Below are 18002 nucleotides of genomic sequence, written 5' to 3' on the forward strand. Positions count from 1 at the left end.
TAACATTTTTTATCATTTTCGTTAATGAATCTTTTCAATCCTATTAAATTAGTAGGGATTTCCTTTATATTCACTAATTGGTTGTTTATACTATAAGTATATATAAAGAAATGCACCAAGAAAGGAAGAAACAAAAATATGGTTCAAGTATTGTTTGTTTGTCTTGGGAACATTTGCCGATCTCCGATGGCAGAAGCGATTTTTCGAGATCTTGTCGTAAAAGAGGGACTCGAAGAGAAAATTGTCATTGATTCTGCAGGAACTGGAGATTGGCATGTTGGCCATCCGCCACATAAAGGAACACAAAAAATTTTAAAAGAAAATGCAGTCACTTTTGAAGGAATTAAAGCAAGGCAAGTAGAAAAAGAAGACTTAACAAAGTTTGATTATATTATTGCCATGGACAACAAGAATATAGCAGATTTAAAAAGTTTAGGTAAAACTGGAGGCTATATTGGTAGGCTGTCCGATTTTGTTCCAGACGGTGGCTGGACAGACGTTCCCGACCCTTACTATACAGGGAATTTCCAAGAAGTATATGACCTTGTAACAGAAGGGTGTGCAAAGCTATTAGCTTTCATTCGAAAAGAACAAGGAATATGAGGAAGCTTAGAAAGAAATACTTTCTAACATAAGAAATGAAAGGGTGAAGGAATATGGCAAAGAAAAATAATATTGCTCGAAACATTGCGATTGGTGTAGCTGCAGGTGTAGCTGTATCTATGTTGAAGAAAGAAAACCGTGAAAAAGTAAAAAATACTGCAGAAAAAGCAAAAACAAAGATGATTGAAATTGGTGAAAATGCAAAAATCAAAGAAAAAGTGCAAACTGTTACAGATAAAGGACGCGAACTTGCTGATTTAAATGTAGTGAAAGCAAAAGTAGCAGAAATTAAAAAATTGACGCCGTCTGTTGTAGAGACGTTAAAAGAAACGAAAGAAATTTTTAGTAAGAAAAAGGTTGAGCCAGCAGAGAAGCCAGAAACGATTGAAATTCAAGCTGTTTCTCCAAAAGTAGATGAACTGAAAGCAGAAGAAGAGCCGGTAGTTGCTGAAGATGGCGGTATGAAAGAAGCGCGTGAACTATTTATGAAAGACTCCAATGTAGAGGAAAAAAAAACTGAAGCGTACATTGAGTTGAAGCAAGATAAAGAAGAGAAGAAAAGCGTTTAACCATATATGAGAAAAATTTTAGAAAAGGTGAGAAGAAATCGTACTTATTCGTTTGGTAAAGATTTATATGACCGAACGATGCGCGATGATGTAGCGGGCTTGGCAGCACAGCTCGCTTATTTCTTCTTGCTTGCGATTTTTCCTGGGCTTGTTTTCTTAATTACGCTTCTTGGATTCATTGACCTTCAAACAGAAAGTGTGCTCAACTTATTAGAACCGTACGTACCTGAAGATGCAATGTCTTTGATTGAAGTAAACGTGGATAAAGTTGTAAATGAGCAAAATGGTGGTTTATTATCATTTGGTTTATTATCAATGCTATGGTTTGCTTCAAATGGTGTAAATGCGGTGATGAATGCTTTTAACCGTGCGTATGATGTAACAGAAACACGTTCTTTTATTAAAACGAGGGCGTTATCAATTGTATTTACATTAGCGATTATTTTTATGATTGTGTTTGCACTAATTGTTCCAGTGTTTGGACAAGTCATTGGGGCAGCTGTATTTAAAGCAATTGGTTTATCGGATAGTTTTTCTTACGTGTGGAGTATTACGCGTTTAGTAGCGAGTTTCTTCGTGTTATTTGCGTTGTTTAGTTTTTTATATACATTTGCACCAGATCGAAAATTAAAAAGAAGAGAAGTCATTTCAGGAGCAACATTTGCTACTGTAGGATGGATTGTGGTATCGTACTCATTTGCTTATTATGTAGATAAGTTTGCGAATTACGCCAATACATATGGTGGTCTCGGTGGTATTATTATTTTAATGTTATGGTTTTACTTAACTGGATGGGTAATTTTACTTGGCGGTGAAATTAATGGTTTACTCCATCATTATAGAACGGGTGACAATAATTCCCGTAATGAAAAGTGAGCTCTTGTTCCATAATAATAGGGAACAGGGGGGATATTTCATGAGTAATAATAAAAAGAATCACAACAATAAAAATAACAATAAACAAAAGAGTAGTTCGCATCCAAAGCATAAAACGAGTGGTAGTGCAAACGGGCATAATAGCTACCATTAGAAAAAACGGGTCCTTTATGAGGGACCCGTTTTAATTGTTTCCTTTTAATAATCGTAAGCCATTTAAAATAACAAGAATCGTACTTCCCTCATGCCCGATAACACCGAATGGAAGAGCTAAAAATTGCATGAAGTTTGAACAAATCAGCATTGCAATTACAGCTAGTGAAAAGATTACGTTTTGCTTTACAATACGGTTCATTCGTTTTGATAAACGAATTGCTTGTGAAAGTCGAGATAACTCGTTCTTCATAAGTACAACGTCTGCCGTTTCTAAAGCTACGTCTGTTCCTTCTCCCATCGCTACACCAATGCTAGCAGTAGCGAGTGCAGGGGCATCATTTATACCATCTCCGACCATTGCTACTGTCCCGTATTTTTCTTTTAGCTTTTTAATCGTTTCCACTTTTGTTTCTGGTAAGCATGATGCGTAATATTCCTTTATATTACTTTCAGAGGCAATTGCTTTTGCTGTTTCTTCATTATCACCAGTAATCATAATTGCTTCGACACCGATGCTTTGTAATTCGCGAATAGCAGCTATCGTTTCTTGGCGAAGTGTATCTTTTAAAGCGATAAGCCCAAGGATGCCATCCTCGTCACTAATATAAACGACAGTTTTACCTTCTTTTTCAAGGGAAGCAGAAATACCATTATGAAATGTCTTTGTTTCTTCACCGATAAAATCAGCTTTACCTATTTTATAAGCTTTGTTTTCGAATGTTCCTTTTAGCCCAAAACCAGTTACATCTTCAACGTTTTCTGGTTTTTTTAATGTAATGTCATACGCATGTTGTGCATACTTCACAATAGATTCAGCTAAAGGATGTGTAGAGTGACTTTCAATTGCTGCTGTAATTGAAAGTACTTCTTTTTCTGTCATATTTTCTCGAACATATACATCTGTTACGGTAGGTTTTCCTTCTGTTAATGTCCCTGTTTTATCAAAAGCAATTGCTTTTACTGAAGCGAGGCGTTCTAAATGTATGCCACCTTTAAAGAGAATTCCATTTCTTGCTCCGTTAGAAATAGCAGATAACGTTGCTGGTGTAATGGCAGCAACGAGTGCACAAGGAGATGCGACTACAAGTAAGATCATAGCGCGATAAAACGTTTCATTCCAGCTCCAATCTAGTAAGAAATGAGGGACGAACATCATAAGCGCAACAACGAGTAGTACACCTTTTACATATGTTCCTTCAAACTTTTCGATGAATAGTTGTGATGGTGATTTTTCACTTTGTGCACTTTGAACGAGACGGATAATCTTTTGGAATAATGTTTGATCGCTCGGCTTCGTAATTTTAACTTCGATAGCACCGCGTAAGTTTACAGTACCAGCAAATACTTCATCACCATGTTTTTTTTCATTTGGAATAGGTTCACCAGTAATCGCTGCCTCATCGATATTTGTTTCACCGCTATGAATCGTACCGTCAGCAGGAACGCGCTCACCTGGCTTAATTAAAATAATGTCGTTAATTTGTAATCGTCCAACAGGAACACGTTCCTCGGTTCCATTTGAAATACGTAATGCTTCTTCAGGTTGTAGATCAAGAAGCGCTGAAATTTCTTTTTGGCTTTTACTTAATGTATAAGATTCCATTGCACCGCTTAGTGCGAAAATAAAGATTAAAATCGCGCCTTCTGCCCAGTAGCCAATAATTGCAGCACCGATAGCAGCAAAGAGCATAAGCATTTCGACATTTAGCTCTTTCTCCTCAATTGTATCTTCAATACCTTCTTTTGCTTTTGCATATCCACCAACTATATAAGCAAGGATATAACAAGTAATGCCTACATTCATTACATCGTTCTTTGTGAATAACCAACCAGCTAAAATGAAAATACCAGATGCGATTGCAAATATAAGTTCATAATGTTTCTTTAATGTATCCCATAAAGAGGGATGAGAAATAGACTTTTGTACTTGTAATGTTTTTACTTCTGAGTTCATTACTACTCGCTCCTTCCAAATTCTTATTGAGAAAAATAATCAAAATCGAAACCCCTATAAAACGACGAAAGCTGCCATCCATAATGGATAGCAGCATTTCTGTTGAATCTGTTTTTAACAGTTATTATGTTGTAATTATTCTATAGTATAGCATATGTTTTCGTTAGATGATATGTTTTTGTTTGCGTATAAACTGAAAACTTGTGTTTTCACAGTTCCTTTGGTATATATGAATATTGTTCGTAAAAAGATCGGAAAGGAAGACAACAAGTGAAGACAGAGAAATTTTTTACCCATCCGATTGGCGTGTTTATTGCTGCAATAGTAGCGACTTTTTTATGGGGGAGCGCATTCCCTTTTATTAAATTAAGTTATGCTGAACTTGGAATTCAGCCACAAGAAGTTGGGGAGCAAATATTATTTGCTGGTTATCGTTTCTTCTTATCTGGGGTTATGCTTTTATTCTTCTTTAAAGCGTTAGGAAAAGATATGAATTTCAAAAAAGGAACGGGGAAGCAGTTAGTACAAATTGGTTTATTTCAAACATTTCTTCAATATATATGCTTTTATATTGGAATGAGCTATAGTTCTGGTATTGAAGGAGCTATCATTTCAGGAACCTCATCATTCTTTCAATTTTTACTCGCACATTTTTTATATAAAGATGATGCTCTTAATGTGAGAAAAGTAATTGGAGTTTCTATCGGCTTCTGTGGTGTCATTTTAGTAAATGTACCGAGTGATGGTAGTTTGTCATTCCATTTCGGAATTGGTAGTTTATTACTTCTGATTGCAGCAATGTTGTACTCGTATGGGAATATATTGGCGAAAGAAGGTAGTAAAACATTAGATATTGGCTATATGATAGCCTACCAAATGATTTTTGGTTCTATCGGACTATTATGTATAGGGGCTGTGCAAGTTGGAGTTATGCCATTTACATTTAGTATACATGCAATACTAATGCTTATCTATTTATCTTTCTTATCCGCAGCAGGATTTTGCATTTGGAATACAATTATGAAGTACAACAAGGTTGGAAAAGTATCAATGTACATGTTCTTTATACCTGTATTTGGTGTGTTATTATCGAGCATGATTTTAGGCGAAGCAATTCATTCGTTTGTATTATTCGGTTTAGCGTGTGTAGCTGCGGGAATTATTGTGGTGAATCGGGTGCCAGCTAAGCAGAAAATGGAGAAAGAAAAACAAGTAGCATAGATAACGAGAAAACGATTACAATGGAAGAACAGTGCTGTTCTTCTTTTTTTTATAGAAAAAGGATAATAGACTAGGTGTCACGAAAAAAGATACAAAAGTATTTATTGAGGAGAACATATTATGAATCTACTTTACATGGTGTTAATTGCACAAATCATTCTTTTTTTTATTGGTGCAATTTATGCAATAGGACAGACAAAAAAGAAAAGAAATAATATGCCGTTACCTTTAGCGGTGCGTCTTATTCTTAGTTTTTCTTTAACAGCAAGTGCAATTTGGATATGGTTACAAGATCCATCAGTAGATTATAGTACGTGGGTTGCACTAGGTATGACGTTATCAACTGTAGGGGATTTATTTATGGCAGGTTTAATTCCAATTGGTCACAGGCTAATTGGAGGGATGATTACTTTCGCTCTTGCACATTGTTTTTATGTAAAAGCATTTTTGCAAACAGGTATTTCATGGAATGGTTTTTGGATTGGTTTACTCGTATACGGACTCTTTCTCATTATAGGATGGTTCTTCTTTATTCGAAATGATAAACAAGATAAATTGTTTACGATAGGAGCGCTAATTTACGGATTGTGGGTTGGAGGAATGGCTTGCTTTGCATTCGCCTTATACTATGAGAATACAGGAATATGGTGGATACCAGCTTTTGGTGGTTTATTATTTGTGATTTCTGATTTTATTATTGGTGTGACAGATATTGGAGGACGCAAATTAAAGTATGAACCACTTTGGATTTGGCTTACATATGTAGCGGCTCAAATGTGTATTGTATATGTGGGATTATAAAAAGATACTCTCTAAATAGTGGATAGACTATTTGGGGAGTATCTTTTTTCGTTACTATTATGCTACTATATTTTTTTGTTGTAGAGCAGAAAGGCTGTATTCATCAGCGGCTTTATAACCTTGCGCTAATAAATCATTGATGTAAAGTTTGTTGTAAATAAAGCAGAATACTAGGTTAGAGAATCCGAATGTAAACATGCTAGCGATTAAAATAATTAAAAACCATTTCCAGTCTCCACGGAATATAGCAGGGAAGAAACCAAAGAAAAATACAGTCCAACTAAAACCAATTTTTGCTTGCTTAATTTGACCGGTATTTTCATTTTTAAGCATAACTTTCATAGAAAAAATCCTCCTAAGTACATAAAATAGAATAAATGCAAGCTATAGTATATCAGAATAATAAATTCTTGGATATTTTTATTTTTAAATTTGTAATATTATGATTATATAATTCAGAATTTTATAGAAATTTATTAGTTGAAGTACTTATAATAAAAGTAAAAAGATGATGAGATGGTGGAATGATGCAAAAGAAAAAACGTTGGCGCGAATTCTTTGGAACAATTGCAATTGCTTGTTTGCTCGTGTTTTTGGCGAAAATTTTCGTATTTTTTCCTACGACTGTAAAAGGGGCATCCATGAAGCCAACGTTACAAGATGGGGATAAGGTGATTGTGAATAAGTTGGCAAAGCAATTTGAAAGTTATGGGAGAGAAGATATTATTGTTGTGAAGACGGATAATTTTTATGTGAAAAGGGTTATTGGCTTGCCTGGCGATGTTATTGAGGTGAGAAATGATCAATTATATGTAAATCATGAAGTGATAGAGGAAGCGTATTTGTATAGTAATAAAAAACAAGCTGAAAAAAAACTTATGAATTTAACGGAGGACTTTGGACCGATTACAGTTCCTAAAAACAAGATTTTTGTTATGGGAGATAATCGCTTAATAAGCAGAGATAGTAGAAATGGTTTAGGACTCATTGATAAAGCTGATGTATTAGGAGAATTAGCGGCAATTTATTATCCATTTGAACATATGAAAATAATGAATTAAAGTAAAAAACCAAGCAAATTTCAGTTTGCTTGGTTTTTTATCCCGCTTTAATGGGCAGTAAGACCCCCACCTCAAAATTCAGCGAAAGCAAGGAAGTTAGGTGGGGGATGAAGACCCACCACTGATTAAAGTTTCACTTTATGTTAAATCGTAGGAGACTCATTAAATTCATAGACGTCTTCATTGTTTTTGTGCGTACTTAAAACGAATTTGTGTTGCAATAGTTGCAGTTTAAAGAATGCTAACGGATCGTGATAAGTTTCTGGATTGCTTCTTAACGTTGCTAATGTTTGCTCGTCTTCCTGTATTTCAAGTTGAGCGGCTTCTACATTTTGTTTCAGTATGCTAAGTGGATCTTTAAAGAACATCATGATATCTCGTTCTAATGCGCCTTCAAATACTTCAAATTGAAGGAAGAATTGTTTTGAAATCGTTTGAGCAATTTCCGTATAGTCTTCCGTTTCAATATATTGTTTATATTTGTTTGCAAGCATAGATTGATTTTTTTGCATGTTACCAAATAGTTTTCCTGCACTCTTTAAGAAAAATTGTGTCGGTGTAAAACGTAATAAAATATTGATATTCGATACTGTAATTCTATTGGTCATGCGTACAACATCTCGATGCCAATCATCTAGTAATTTGAAATCGCAAGGAAGTTTCATTCGTTCTTCTTTATATAATTTATTAAACGTTTCACTCATTTCATCTAAATAAGATTGAGCTTGAATAAATTCATTATGTGCTGTTTCAATCCACTCTTGAATAAACCCAGTAAATTTAGGGAGAAGCACTTGCTGTACATGTTTTTGAATTCGTTCGTTCATCGCAGTATTTAATTCTTCATGAACTAATTTGAAATCACTATCTTCTTGAACAAGGTCAGAGCAGCTCTGTAATAATTCAGGAATTTGAGAATGGATATCTCTTGTGATTTCTTCTTTCGTTAAAAGATAAGATTCTGTAATAGAACGAATTTTATCTTTTTCAAGAGCAGTAAGATTGTTAATAAATCCGTTTAGTTTTACTGAGATATGTTTATTCCAGCGTACTGATTTGACTAATGTATTTTCTAATTCCACACGTTCATTTACAAGGTATGCGATTGTCTTTTGAGTAAACCATATTAGTTTTTCGATACGTTCTTGTTCTATATCGCGTTCTGCTAGATTAGAAAGAATAGACTCTGTCACGTCCCCAAGTTGTTGGCTCCCCTCTTGTGAAGGAGAGTATGGGAAGAACTGCGCATTTGGGAAATGGACTTTCATCTTACTCATTAGTTTTTCATTCGTATCCGCACTATTTGTATGTAATACGAAATGAATTTGTAAGTTTGGTACTTGTTCACGTAAATAAAGTAATGTATCAAGTTCTTCACCATGTAACGATGAAGCAGAATTTAATACGTAAATAAGGCTATCTGCGGCTTGTAAGTATTCAAAATATGAGCTGTTTTTTTCCACTTGTCCTCGAACAGATGGTGTAACAAGAAATGCAAATTTATTCTTTCTCAAAAATCTACTTGGTAATTTAATTTCTATACATTTGTTCTCAAGTTCTGATTGTTCAGGTGTAGCCATTATTTGATGGAATTCATCAAAGTTCGGTATATTGTGCACATCTAACGCAGTGAATTCTGTTATTTCAGTTTGGCTATCATCTTTAAATAGAATAGGAGTTGTTATAGTTTCAGTTAAGATGTTCTCTCCTAATATTGAATTGACGAATGATAATTTATCATAGTCACTAGTTCCCGAAATTAGTAATTTTGTAACATTTAAATCACATAGTTCATGAACGAGTAACGTAAATTGATGACTTAAATCTACATCATTTTTTTCAGCCCATACAGCAATTGTTTCGAATAAATGAGAAACAGTTTCCATATTCACATTTGTTTCAGCTGTTGAATTAGAGAGTAGGGCTCCCGCACTTTTTACGAGTAATGACTCTAAAGTTGTAGGTGAAACTTCATTCCAAGCTAACACTGCAGCAGAGACGAATAGGGCGTCTTTTGCTCTCGTTAAACTAAACCAATTTGTTAATAAGTCAGGTACAAGTCCTTGCATTTCATGCATGAAATGTTCACCAGTAATTAATTCAAAGTACGTATCTTGATAGCGTTCAACAATTTCATGCCAATCGTCATTGTTGTCTGTTTCAATATGTAAGAATAAATGATTGATTGTTTGAATCCAAGGTAGATGTGATTTTTCATTTTGATAGCTGTTCCAAAGAGCAATAACAAGTTCCTTAAATTGGACTTGATCAATTGCATATAAAGCTTTTAAAGATTCATAGAAATATTCTGGTTTGATTTGTTTCGTAAATCCTTGATTCACATAATTGATTAAAGTATCGAACCAGTGTAATGATTTTGTTCGAATTCCTTCTTGAACGGCAAGTTCGATGGCGTTATTCCAATCTTCTTGTTTTTCATAGAATGAACGAGCAATTGAAGTAATATTTGGATAGTCAGGTTGAAATGCAACAGCCTCACTAATCGTCTTAAATGCTAGACCTAAACGATCTTGTTCGATATAAAGAGAAAGAAGTTGTAAGGAAACTTCCATTGTAAGAGTTGTATCTTCCGTTTGGATAGATTGATACATTTCTTCTGCCTTTGGTAAGAATCCTAGTTCAAAATAAGCATCTGCAATATTCTTGGTTGCCCAAAGTGCAAGCTCATTATTTACTTTCTCCCATTTAAATATTGCTGCTTCAAAGTCTTTATTTTGGTAATACAATTCACCTTGAGCAAAGCGAATATTAGAAATGTTGGAGAATTCATTTGTAGATTCATTTATATATGCTTCACCGAGTACTTCTGATACTGGAGTAGAAGTTTTTTCTGTTAAAAATGTTTTATAGTAAACCTTTTGGATAAATTGATTTTCAATGGTCATGTTCGTTCCCCCTGTATAATTTAGAAAAATGATGTTGTATGTAAAGGGTGCATGTTCTTTTAATAGGTAGAAGTTGCATTATATCGACCAAACTATGTTTTTGCTAGGTATATCATTTTTCCTGAGAGTTAAACCGTTGCGAAAAGTAACTTTCCTTTATTGTAACAAAAAAACAAGCATATGAATTTTTATTTTTTAATCATGGTATTTGTGGATAGTAAGATTAGTCCTTCAAGAGGAGATGGATATAAGGAAAGAAGGCGGGAGTCTAGCACGTGATTGATGTGTACTAAGAATGAGCGAGGTCACTGATTAATAGTTCAATTTCTGCCTGCTAAAGGAATGGATAGAAGTAGAGTTCATTATAAAAACAATGTATAGTGAATATGTATACCATGTTTGTCTGAAAGATAGAAAGGGCACAATGTGGAATAACGATCGTGTATAGGATGTGTCTTCCGAATGGAACAACATATTGGCGAGTTAATCGCACATTATGGGTATTTTGGAATTATTATAGCTTTAGCTGGCGGGATTGTTGGATTACCGATACCAGACGAGTTTTTATTGACCTTCGTTGGTTATAACGTTTCAAAAGGCGTTATGTCAGGAACAGCTGCGTTTTTAAGTGGGATGGCTGGTGCGATGTTAGGCATTACATTAAGCTACATATTAGGTTTAAAACTTGGACTCCCTGTTTTAAAAAAATATGGACCGAAAATTAGAATTAAAGAACATCACATTGAAAAAACACATATTTTATTTGAAAAATATGGCCCATTTCTTTTAATAGTTGGTTATTTTATCCCAGGAGTACGTCATTTAACAGCGTATTTTGCTGGGATGTCGAATTTAACACTTTGGCGTTTTTGTTTGTACGCTTACGGTGGTGCACTTATTTGGATAAGTGTTTTTATTGGACTTGGCTGGAAGTTAGGAGAGAAGTGGCGTTTCGTTGAGTATAGTTTGCATCATTATGGAATATGGATTTTATCCATTTCAGTAGTTGTTACATGTGTCGTATGGTTTTACATAAAGAAAAAGAAAAACCGCGAGTAGCGGTTTTTTAGCTGAAAGCGATAAATAGTACACCAGCTGTAATAAAGACAACACCAATACCAGTCATAAAGTTTAACTTTTCGCCGAGTATAATCATAGCGAGAATGATAGAAAATACGACACTTAATTTATCGACAGGAGCTACTTGTGAAACCTTTCCTGTTTTAAGGGCAAGAAAATAAAATAGCCATGACGAAGCACCTGCAACTCCACTTAATGTGATAAAGAGCAGTGCTTTTTTATTTAGCAGTACGTCGCCGATATTTTGAAATTTACCTTGTATAATAATAACGCCTACCATAAATAATGCCATAATAATAGAACGAACCGTCGTAGCAACATTGGCATCGATTCCATCTAAACCAATCTTACCGAAAATAGATACAAGGGCAGCAGTAATTGCTGATAATAGTGCGAATAAGAGCCATGAACTCATAGTAAAATTCCTCCAATCGTACATTATTATACATGAAAATCATTCTCACGTATAAAGTGAATGGGATTTTACCGCCTCGCAAAGAGCTGGATAGATAACGAAATAATCCCCACCTTATATTTTTCATAAGGTGGGGATTATTATACTACTCTGCAATTTCTTCATATAAAAAGTACGTTACATTATAAATATGTTCTACTTCATCATCTGTCATAAACAATAATTCGTCACGCTCAATCCCTTTTTTCTTTTCGATAAACTCAATCATGTTTTTACGTTCTTCTCTTTTCATCAATTTTATTTCTCCTCTCAATCTGTTTTAATACAGTTTATTTAAGTTACTGCTATTATATAACAGAATCTTTAGAAAGTTCCACCTATTTTATTGTTTTTTTCAGAAGAACTTTTCGACAAAACAAGCCCACCTAAAGGTGGGCTTGTTTCACTTTATAGTCGTAAAAACTCGGGCTCCGTCGTACCCGCACCATCGATGTAATAAATTGTATCGGGGTTGATTTTAATTAGTACATAATTAGGGTCTTCAGGACCGAGTAACCAACGCTTTAAGCTATTACTCCAAAACTTGTTTTTTAATGTGGAGTCTTCCTCGATGGAGGCTAAGCCTTCCACTTCGATATAATCTTCATCTAATTTTTTTCCTTCACGACCAAGTAGTACATGTACATTTGGATTGTTTTTAATATCTGTTATCTTTTTTGATTGTCGATCTGTTGCAACATACAGTACAAAATCTTCGTGGAAAAACATCATAAAGGCGCTATGAGGTTTCTCATTTCGTACTGTAGATAATACACCGGTACGTTGACCTTGAATAATAGTTGCGATTTTTTCTTTTAAGTGCATATTTTTTACCTCTTTTCTTAATTTACATTTTCTTTATTTAAACAAGATGATTTAAACATCTTTCATACTGTTTTCTTCAATTCAATTTTTTAAACGCAATTGTGATGAAATCGGACAAGTTAGGAGAAGAATAATAATAATATCGAGGAGAAATACATACGATGGAAGGATGAAAAGCATGTTTAATAAAATATTTCTTATAGTGGCTCTTATAGGTGTACCACTGTCTGTACTTGGGAAAACACTTCATTGGCCTCAAACAATTATGTTTGCTGTGTATTGTATTACGATTATCGCATTAGCGGGTTTTATGGGGAGAGCGACAGAAAGTTTGGCAATTGTATCTGGTCCTAGAATAGGTGGATTATTAAATGCTACTTTCGGTAACGCTGTTGAACTAATCATTTCGATTTTTGCACTTCAGGCAGGATTAATTGAAGTTGTGTTAGCTTCTTTAACAGGTTCTGTACTTGGAAATTTATTATTAGTAGGAGGGCTATCCTTCTTTGTGGGAGGGCTTAAATATAAAAGACAAAGTTTTAATGTATATGATGCAAGGCATAATTCGGCTTTATTAATCTTTGCTGTAGTAGTAGCATTTGTTATCCCAGAGATTTTTTCAATGAAGATGGACGCTGGAAAGACGTATCAGTTAAGTATAGGTGTCTCGATTATTATGATTATTATGTACCTTGCTGCATTGCTATTTAAGTTAGTTACGCACCGTGGTGTATATCAGCAGAAAAGTGATGAAGTCGCTCATGAGGAAGAACCAGAGTGGTCGAAAGGGAAAGCATTACTCATTTTAGCGATAGCAACAATTGCGGTAGCTTATGTGTCAGAGGCGCTCGTGCATACATTTGAGACAGTTGCAAAATCATTTGGTTGGTCAGAATTGTTTATAGGTGTTATTATCGTTGCGATTGTTGGAAATGCAGCAGAACATGCATCTGCAATTATTATGGCGTATAAAAATAAAGTAAATATTGCAGTTGAGATTGCAATAGGTTCTACATTACAAATTGCCATGTTTGTTGCTCCTGTATTAGTACTGCTTTCTATGTTTTTCACGCAAAGGATGCCTTTAGTATTTACAATACCAGAACTTGTTTCTATGATCACAGCTGTTTTCTTAACGATTGCGATTTCAAATGATGGAGATACAAACTGGTTTGAAGGCGGTACTTTATTAGCTGCGTATGTCATTATGGGAATTGGTTTTTATTTATTATGAAAAATAGGCATAACAATTGTGCTCAGAGAAAACAATAAACGAAGTAGTATATATACCTTTATGTAGGAAGGAGCCAGACAGGTGAAACGAGTATACAGCATATGTCTTTCAACTATGGTCTCGTTTATTTTATTATTTCCTAACAGTGGCTTTGCAAAGACAACAGTAGAAACAAAAATGCCTTCATCTGTTTTAAATATTTCTAAAGACAATACGTTTCCAAATGATGCGCAAGATTTACCGCGTTTACAGCCGAGTAAGTTTGCTCAAGAATTATTAAAAACAGCAAATATTAAAATTGAAAATCCGGACTTAATTCGAATGTTTAATGAAACAACAATTTCGAATGCGCCGCTTGCGGTAGGGTACCGAGCAAAGATTTATTTAGGGCAATGGGCTTTACATTATGAATCGATTGATACATCGGTTAATTGGGAATATAAACAAGTAAATCGCAATGTGTACGATAATCGCGGAGGAGATCGCCTATATCCACTACGCTATAAGCAAGAAACACAAAAGACGGTTGAAGGTGATTTAACAGCAGATATGAAAGATGCTGCAGATGTGAAAAAAATGATGCTTCTCAAAGCACTTGAAAAAGTACAATTGCCACTTTCATTTAAAACGACTATTGGTTATGGTACTGGACATGAGAGAGTGTATAATATTAGTCCGAGTCAACTTGGATATTTATACGCTTATACACCAGCGGTAAATGAAAAAGGAAAAGTAACATTTGGAGAAGTATACCTCGTATTAAAAGGAAATCAAAAAAGGCTTGTTGTAAAAAATATTACTTCTCAAGGAATTGGAGCCGCTATCCCAATTCATGATCATTTATATTTTAAATTCATTTCTTCTTCTCATTCGCAATAAGATAAAAAACGTCAGCTTATAAGCTGACGTTTTTTTATAATGTAATGTTTGCCGTTTTTGATAAGAAATCTTCGGTTGGATAGTAGCTGTTTTTTACAAGAACATTCGGTCCAAGACATTTTACTGCTGGACAGTGACAGCTTAATGATTTTGCTGTTTTTGAAGCGCTCCATTTTTCATACGCTTCTTGTAACGTATTTGTTTGAATGTTACCTAGAAGTGGAACATCACCAAAGTCCGTTACAATAATATTTCCATCAAAAATATTTACATTTAAACGAGAACGGCCATCTGGATCATTACGAACTGTTACGTTTTTGCTTTTTTGTAATTTCTTAAATGTGGCAATGTCTCGTTCGTCATCGCTACAAGCATAGAAAGGTAAAGTTCCAAATAACATCCATACATTTTCATCGCGAATTTCTAGTAAATGCTCAATTGCATCACGAATTTCAGCTTTTGTTAAAATCTCTAGATTACTCGCGAAGTCACTTGGATACATTGGGTGAACCTCATGACGTTTACATCCCATTTCATCAACGATTTGACGATGAATATGCTCAATGTGTGGTAGAGTTCGTTTATTCAACATCGTTTCGGCTGATACGAGTACACCTGCATCTGATAGAGCTTTACTATTTGTGATCATACGTTCAAATAATTTTGCACGCTGTTCATACGTAGGTTTACGCTCCATCATTGCAAATCCGCCTTCAACGAAGTCGTCAATTGTTCCCCAGTTATGAGATATATGCAATACGTCTAAATAGGGAATAATTTGTTCGTAACGTGCTAAATCTATAGTTAAGTTTGAGTTGATTTGAGTGCGAACGCCTCGTTCGTGGGCGTATTTTAAGAGTGGTGTTACATAGTTGTCGACGGATTTTTTTGAAAGCATAGGTTCTCCGCCAGTAATACTTAAAGAACGTAAATGAGGAATCTCATCTAATCGTTTTAATAAAAGATCCATCGGAAGCGGATTCGGGTCTTTCGGCTGTAACGTGTAACCAACAGCGCAATGCTCACAGCGCATATTGCATAACGTCGTCGTTGTAAACTCAACATTTGTTAATAGTAGTTTGCCGTACTCTTCAAGGTCCATATACGCTTCCCATGGATCGTAAGAAGGAGTAATCGGCTTCATTTTTTGTGATATCGTCATATGAAATACTCCTTTGACTATTGAAATAACAATTTGTCCATCCTCTATAATAGAAGAATATGTGCTTTTTATAAAGCGAAACTTTTTAGAGGAAAAAGAGAGAGGGCTTACATTATAGTGAATAACCGTGACAAAATTGATGAAATTACATACCCATTGTAATCATTTTTGCGGTATAATAAAAGTAACTCGAATTAAAAGGAGAGTGCCTTCATGGGAAAAGCAATTCAAGATAAAGATACACAATTAGTATATTTAAAAGAACGTTTAAATATGTTCATTGAAGTAATTGATACAATTGAACCTGAAGAAGTAGAATTAGAAGATGTAGATCGTCTTCTTGCAATGCTAGATGAATTAGAATTAAAATGTGAGCAATTTAAAAAAGACGAATAATATATTAAAAAGGCTGCCAATTCCAATTTGGTAGCCTTTTTCTGTGCGGATAATAGAAGGACGATAGAAAAAGAGGTATAATCAAGTTGTGAAAAATTTCATGTATGCTTGAATAGCGTGAAACAAATAAAAAGCTGCAGAGCATAATAGTGGAAATTTCAGCTCATAACGTTTTGGTAGCGTTCACAATTGAGGGGGAAGTAACAATGGAAAAGCTTCAAGAAAGCATGTATCAACTAATTGTTGAAACGTCAACGAACTTACCGAAAGATGTTCGTCGTGCGATTCAACAAGCGAAAGAGCGAGAAAATGCAGGGACTCGTTCTGCGATGGCACTTGGCACAATTACAAATAATATTAAAATGGCTGATGATAACATCTCGCCAATTTGCCAAGATACAGGGATGCCAACGTTTAAAATTTATACACCAGTTGGTGTGAATCAATTAAAGTTGAAGGAAGCTATCTATAATGCGCTTGAGCGGGCGACAAAAGATGGTAAACTTCGTCCAAATTCTGTTGATTCTCTTTTTGGAGACAATAGTGGAAATAATTTAGGACCAGGTACACCGGTTATTAAGTTTGAACAATGGGAAAAAGATTATATTGATGCACGTTTAATCCTAAAGGGGGGTGGCTGTGAGAATAAAAATATTCAGTATAGCTTACCGTGTGAACTAGAAGGACTTGGACGAGCTGGCCGTGATTTAGAAGGGATTCGTAAATGCCTTCTTCATGCGGTATATCAAGCACAAGGTCAAGGATGTAGTGCAGGTGTAATTGGTGTTGGTATCGGGGGAGACCGCACATCAGGTTACGAATTAGCAAAAAATCAATTATTCCGTACATTAGATGATGTCAATCCAATCCCAGAATTACAACAACTTGAAGAATATGTATTAGAAAATGCGAATAAGCTTGGCATTGGTACGATGGGATTTGGCGGAGAAACAACTTTACTTGGCTGTAAAATTGGCGTGTATAACCGTCTGCCAGCTAGTTTCTACGTATCTGTGGCGTATAATTGCTGGGCATACCGTCGCCTTGGTGTAACAATCCATCCTGAAACAGGTGAAATTATGGATTGGTTATATCAAGAAGGTGAAGATACACTGGAGCAAGAAGTACAAGAAAAAACGGAGCAGCGTGAAATTGTATTACAAGCGCCAATTACAGAAGAGCAAATTCGTGAACTTCGCGTTGGTGATGTTGTAACAATTAATGGCATGATGTATACAGGTCGTGACGCAATTCATAAGCATTTAATGGATAACGATTGTCCAGTAGATTTAAATGGACAAATTATTTACCACTGTGGTCCAGTTGTTGTGAAAGATGAAAATGACAATGACAATTGGCAAATTAAAGCGGCAGGTCCAACGACAAGTATTCGTGAAGAACCGTACCAAGGTGATATTATGAAGAAATTCGGTATTAGAGCTGTCATTGGAAAAGGCGGCATGGGTGCGAAAACATTAGCAGCTTTAGAAGAACACGGTGGTGTATATTTAAACGCAATCGGTGGTGCAGCGCAATATTATGCTGAATGTATTAAAGAAGTGAAAGATGTTGATTTCTTACAATTTGGTATTCCAGAGGCAATGTGGCATTTACGTATCGATGGATTTAAAGCAGTTGTAACGATGGATTCTCACGGTAATAGCTTACATGCAGATGTTGATAAAACATCACTTGAAAAATTAGCTAGCTTTAAAGAGCCAGTATTTAAGTAAACAAAAATGCATCTCGAACGATTCGAGATGCATTTTTTTGGTATATATAGAAAAACATGTTCAGCATGAAAGAATGCGTAGCAACAGAAACT

18 protein-coding genes are annotated in these 18002 nt (G+C 35.0%); 11 read left to right on the plus strand and 7 right to left on the minus strand.

The genetic code is table 11. From position 1 onward, the window contains the following. Window positions 1-138: 138 nt before the first annotated feature. The 3 genes from PDQ33_RS07550 to PDQ33_RS07560 are packed head-to-tail and all read left to right on the plus strand — an operon-like array spanning window position 139 to window position 2048. The gene (locus tag PDQ33_RS07550) at window positions 139-603 is read left to right on the plus strand and encodes a low molecular weight protein-tyrosine-phosphatase (protein WP_000250909.1); all 465 of its coding nucleotides are present in this window, start codon (window positions 139-141) and stop codon (window positions 601-603) included. 53 nt (window positions 604-656) lie between these two features. Further along, window positions 657-1172 carry a DUF4075 domain-containing protein gene (locus PDQ33_RS07555; RefSeq protein WP_001085393.1) on the plus strand — a complete coding sequence of 172 codons (516 nt, stop codon included), beginning with the start codon at window positions 657-659 and terminating at the stop codon, window positions 1170-1172. A gap of 6 nt (window positions 1173-1178) precedes the next feature. Further along, the gene (locus tag PDQ33_RS07560; RefSeq protein WP_001226530.1) at window positions 1179-2048 is read left to right on the plus strand and encodes a YihY/virulence factor BrkB family protein; all 870 of its coding nucleotides are present in this window, start codon (window positions 1179-1181) and stop codon (window positions 2046-2048) included. A 184-nt stretch (window positions 2049-2232) separates the two neighbouring features. Here the strand turns inward: PDQ33_RS07560 and PDQ33_RS07565 are convergent, their stop codons facing one another. Further along, a complete protein-coding gene (locus PDQ33_RS07565) occupies window positions 2233-4158 on the minus strand; it encodes a heavy metal translocating P-type ATPase (RefSeq protein WP_048557769.1) in 1926 nt (641 codons plus the stop codon). Between the two features lie 270 nt (window positions 4159-4428). Here PDQ33_RS07565 and PDQ33_RS07570 point away from each other — a divergent pair, with 270 nt between their 5' ends. Further along, window positions 4429-5379, plus strand: a complete 951-nt coding sequence (locus PDQ33_RS07570) for a DMT family transporter (protein WP_270755265.1) — start codon at window positions 4429-4431, stop codon at window positions 5377-5379. A gap of 120 nt (window positions 5380-5499) precedes the next feature. After that, window positions 5500-6180 (plus strand): lysoplasmalogenase, encoded by a 681-nt coding sequence (locus tag PDQ33_RS07575; RefSeq protein ID WP_061131245.1) that lies wholly within the window; start codon window positions 5500-5502, stop codon window positions 6178-6180. Between the two features lie 57 nt (window positions 6181-6237). Here PDQ33_RS07575 and PDQ33_RS07580 read toward each other — a convergent pair whose 3' ends face one another. After that, window positions 6238-6522 carry a hypothetical protein gene (locus PDQ33_RS07580; protein WP_000867040.1) on the minus strand — a complete coding sequence of 95 codons (285 nt, stop codon included), beginning with the start codon at window positions 6520-6522 and terminating at the stop codon, window positions 6238-6240. Window positions 6523-6704: 182 nt separating this feature from the next. On the opposite strand from PDQ33_RS07580, the gene lepB reads away from it, so the two are divergent. Next, window positions 6705-7241 carry a signal peptidase I gene (gene lepB, locus PDQ33_RS07585; RefSeq protein WP_011198531.1) on the plus strand — a complete coding sequence of 179 codons (537 nt, stop codon included), beginning with the start codon at window positions 6705-6707 and terminating at the stop codon, window positions 7239-7241. A gap of 143 nt (window positions 7242-7384) precedes the next feature. Here the strand turns inward: lepB and PDQ33_RS07590 are convergent, their stop codons facing one another. Next, a complete protein-coding gene (locus tag PDQ33_RS07590) occupies window positions 7385-10147 on the minus strand; it encodes a tetratricopeptide repeat protein (RefSeq protein ID WP_048557770.1) in 2763 nt (920 codons plus the stop codon). Window positions 10148-10609: 462 nt separating this feature from the next. On the opposite strand from PDQ33_RS07590, the gene PDQ33_RS07595 reads away from it, so the two are divergent. After that, window positions 10610-11206 (plus strand): DedA family protein, encoded by a 597-nt coding sequence (locus PDQ33_RS07595; protein WP_000434856.1) that lies wholly within the window; start codon window positions 10610-10612, stop codon window positions 11204-11206. Window positions 11207-11213: 7 nt separating this feature from the next. Here PDQ33_RS07595 and PDQ33_RS07600 read toward each other — a convergent pair whose 3' ends face one another. From PDQ33_RS07600 to PDQ33_RS07610, 3 genes are all read right to left on the minus strand, one after another. After that, window positions 11214-11642 (minus strand): EamA family transporter, encoded by a 429-nt coding sequence (locus tag PDQ33_RS07600; RefSeq protein WP_000100309.1) that lies wholly within the window; start codon window positions 11640-11642, stop codon window positions 11214-11216. A gap of 145 nt (window positions 11643-11787) precedes the next feature. Continuing rightward, entirely contained in the window at window positions 11788-11934 is a 147-nt protein-coding gene (locus PDQ33_RS07605) for a BH0509 family protein (protein WP_000817786.1), read from the minus strand. 155 nt (window positions 11935-12089) lie between these two features. Next, window positions 12090-12506, minus strand: a complete 417-nt coding sequence (locus PDQ33_RS07610; RefSeq protein ID WP_000550222.1) for a pyridoxamine 5'-phosphate oxidase family protein — start codon at window positions 12504-12506, stop codon at window positions 12090-12092. A 178-nt stretch (window positions 12507-12684) separates the two neighbouring features. Here PDQ33_RS07610 and cax point away from each other — a divergent pair, with 178 nt between their 5' ends. Next, window positions 12685-13740, plus strand: coding sequence for a calcium/proton exchanger (cax, locus tag PDQ33_RS07615; RefSeq protein ID WP_000482147.1), 1056 nt, complete (start codon window positions 12685-12687; stop codon window positions 13738-13740). An 81-nt stretch (window positions 13741-13821) separates the two neighbouring features. After that, the gene (locus PDQ33_RS07620; protein ID WP_001992424.1) at window positions 13822-14619 is read left to right on the plus strand and encodes a YfkD famly protein; all 798 of its coding nucleotides are present in this window, start codon (window positions 13822-13824) and stop codon (window positions 14617-14619) included. Window positions 14620-14653: 34 nt separating this feature from the next. On the opposite strand, the gene yfkAB is transcribed toward PDQ33_RS07620, so the two are convergent. After that, entirely contained in the window at window positions 14654-15781 is a 1128-nt protein-coding gene (yfkAB, locus tag PDQ33_RS07625) for a radical SAM/CxCxxxxC motif protein YfkAB (protein ID WP_000156010.1), read from the minus strand. Between the two features lie 213 nt (window positions 15782-15994). Here yfkAB and PDQ33_RS07630 point away from each other — a divergent pair, with 213 nt between their 5' ends. Together PDQ33_RS07630 and fumA are read left to right on the plus strand one after the other, a co-directional pair. Beyond that, the gene (locus PDQ33_RS07630) at window positions 15995-16177 is read left to right on the plus strand and encodes an SE1561 family protein (protein ID WP_000513558.1); all 183 of its coding nucleotides are present in this window, start codon (window positions 15995-15997) and stop codon (window positions 16175-16177) included. Between the two features lie 206 nt (window positions 16178-16383). After that, on the plus strand, window positions 16384-17910 hold the full coding sequence (fumA, locus tag PDQ33_RS07635; RefSeq protein ID WP_270755273.1) for a class I fumarate hydratase: 1527 nt from the start codon (window positions 16384-16386) through the stop codon (window positions 17908-17910). Window positions 17911-18002 lie beyond the last annotated feature (92 nt).

Origin of the sequence: Bacillus cereus group sp. Bc031 (assembly GCF_027716265.1) — a bacterium.
GTDB lineage: Bacteria > Bacillota > Bacilli > Bacillales > Bacillaceae_G > Bacillus_A > Bacillus_A paranthracis.

Bases quoted from the DNA above. Each gene is read 5' to 3' on its own strand.
- PDQ33_RS07550 (WP_000250909.1), top strand. From the start codon at position 139: ATGGTTCAAGTATTGTTTGTTTGTCTTGGGAACATTTGCCGATCTCCG.
- PDQ33_RS07555 (WP_001085393.1), top strand. From the start codon at position 657: ATGGCAAAGAAAAATAATATTGCTCGAAACATTGCGATTGGTGTAGCT.
- PDQ33_RS07560 (WP_001226530.1), top strand. From the start codon at position 1,179: ATGAGAAAAATTTTAGAAAAGGTGAGAAGAAATCGTACTTATTCGTTT.
- PDQ33_RS07565 (WP_048557769.1), bottom strand. From the start codon at position 4,158: ATGAACTCAGAAGTAAAAACATTACAAGTACAAAAGTCTATTTCTCAT.
- PDQ33_RS07575 (WP_061131245.1), top strand. From the start codon at position 5,500: ATGAATCTACTTTACATGGTGTTAATTGCACAAATCATTCTTTTTTTT.
- PDQ33_RS07580 (WP_000867040.1), bottom strand. From the start codon at position 6,522: ATGAAAGTTATGCTTAAAAATGAAAATACCGGTCAAATTAAGCAAGCA.
- lepB (WP_011198531.1), top strand. From the start codon at position 6,705: ATGATGCAAAAGAAAAAACGTTGGCGCGAATTCTTTGGAACAATTGCA.
- PDQ33_RS07590 (WP_048557770.1), bottom strand. From the start codon at position 10,147: ATGACCATTGAAAATCAATTTATCCAAAAGGTTTACTATAAAACATTT.
- PDQ33_RS07595 (WP_000434856.1), top strand. From the start codon at position 10,610: ATGGAACAACATATTGGCGAGTTAATCGCACATTATGGGTATTTTGGA.
- PDQ33_RS07600 (WP_000100309.1), bottom strand. From the start codon at position 11,642: ATGAGTTCATGGCTCTTATTCGCACTATTATCAGCAATTACTGCTGCC.
- PDQ33_RS07605 (WP_000817786.1), bottom strand. From the start codon at position 11,934: ATGAAAAGAGAAGAACGTAAAAACATGATTGAGTTTATCGAAAAGAAA.
- PDQ33_RS07610 (WP_000550222.1), bottom strand. From the start codon at position 12,506: ATGCACTTAAAAGAAAAAATCGCAACTATTATTCAAGGTCAACGTACC.
- cax (WP_000482147.1), top strand. From the start codon at position 12,685: ATGTTTAATAAAATATTTCTTATAGTGGCTCTTATAGGTGTACCACTG.
- yfkAB (WP_000156010.1), bottom strand. From the start codon at position 15,781: ATGACGATATCACAAAAAATGAAGCCGATTACTCCTTCTTACGATCCA.
- PDQ33_RS07630 (WP_000513558.1), top strand. From the start codon at position 15,995: ATGGGAAAAGCAATTCAAGATAAAGATACACAATTAGTATATTTAAAA.
- fumA (WP_270755273.1), top strand. From the start codon at position 16,384: ATGGAAAAGCTTCAAGAAAGCATGTATCAACTAATTGTTGAAACGTCA.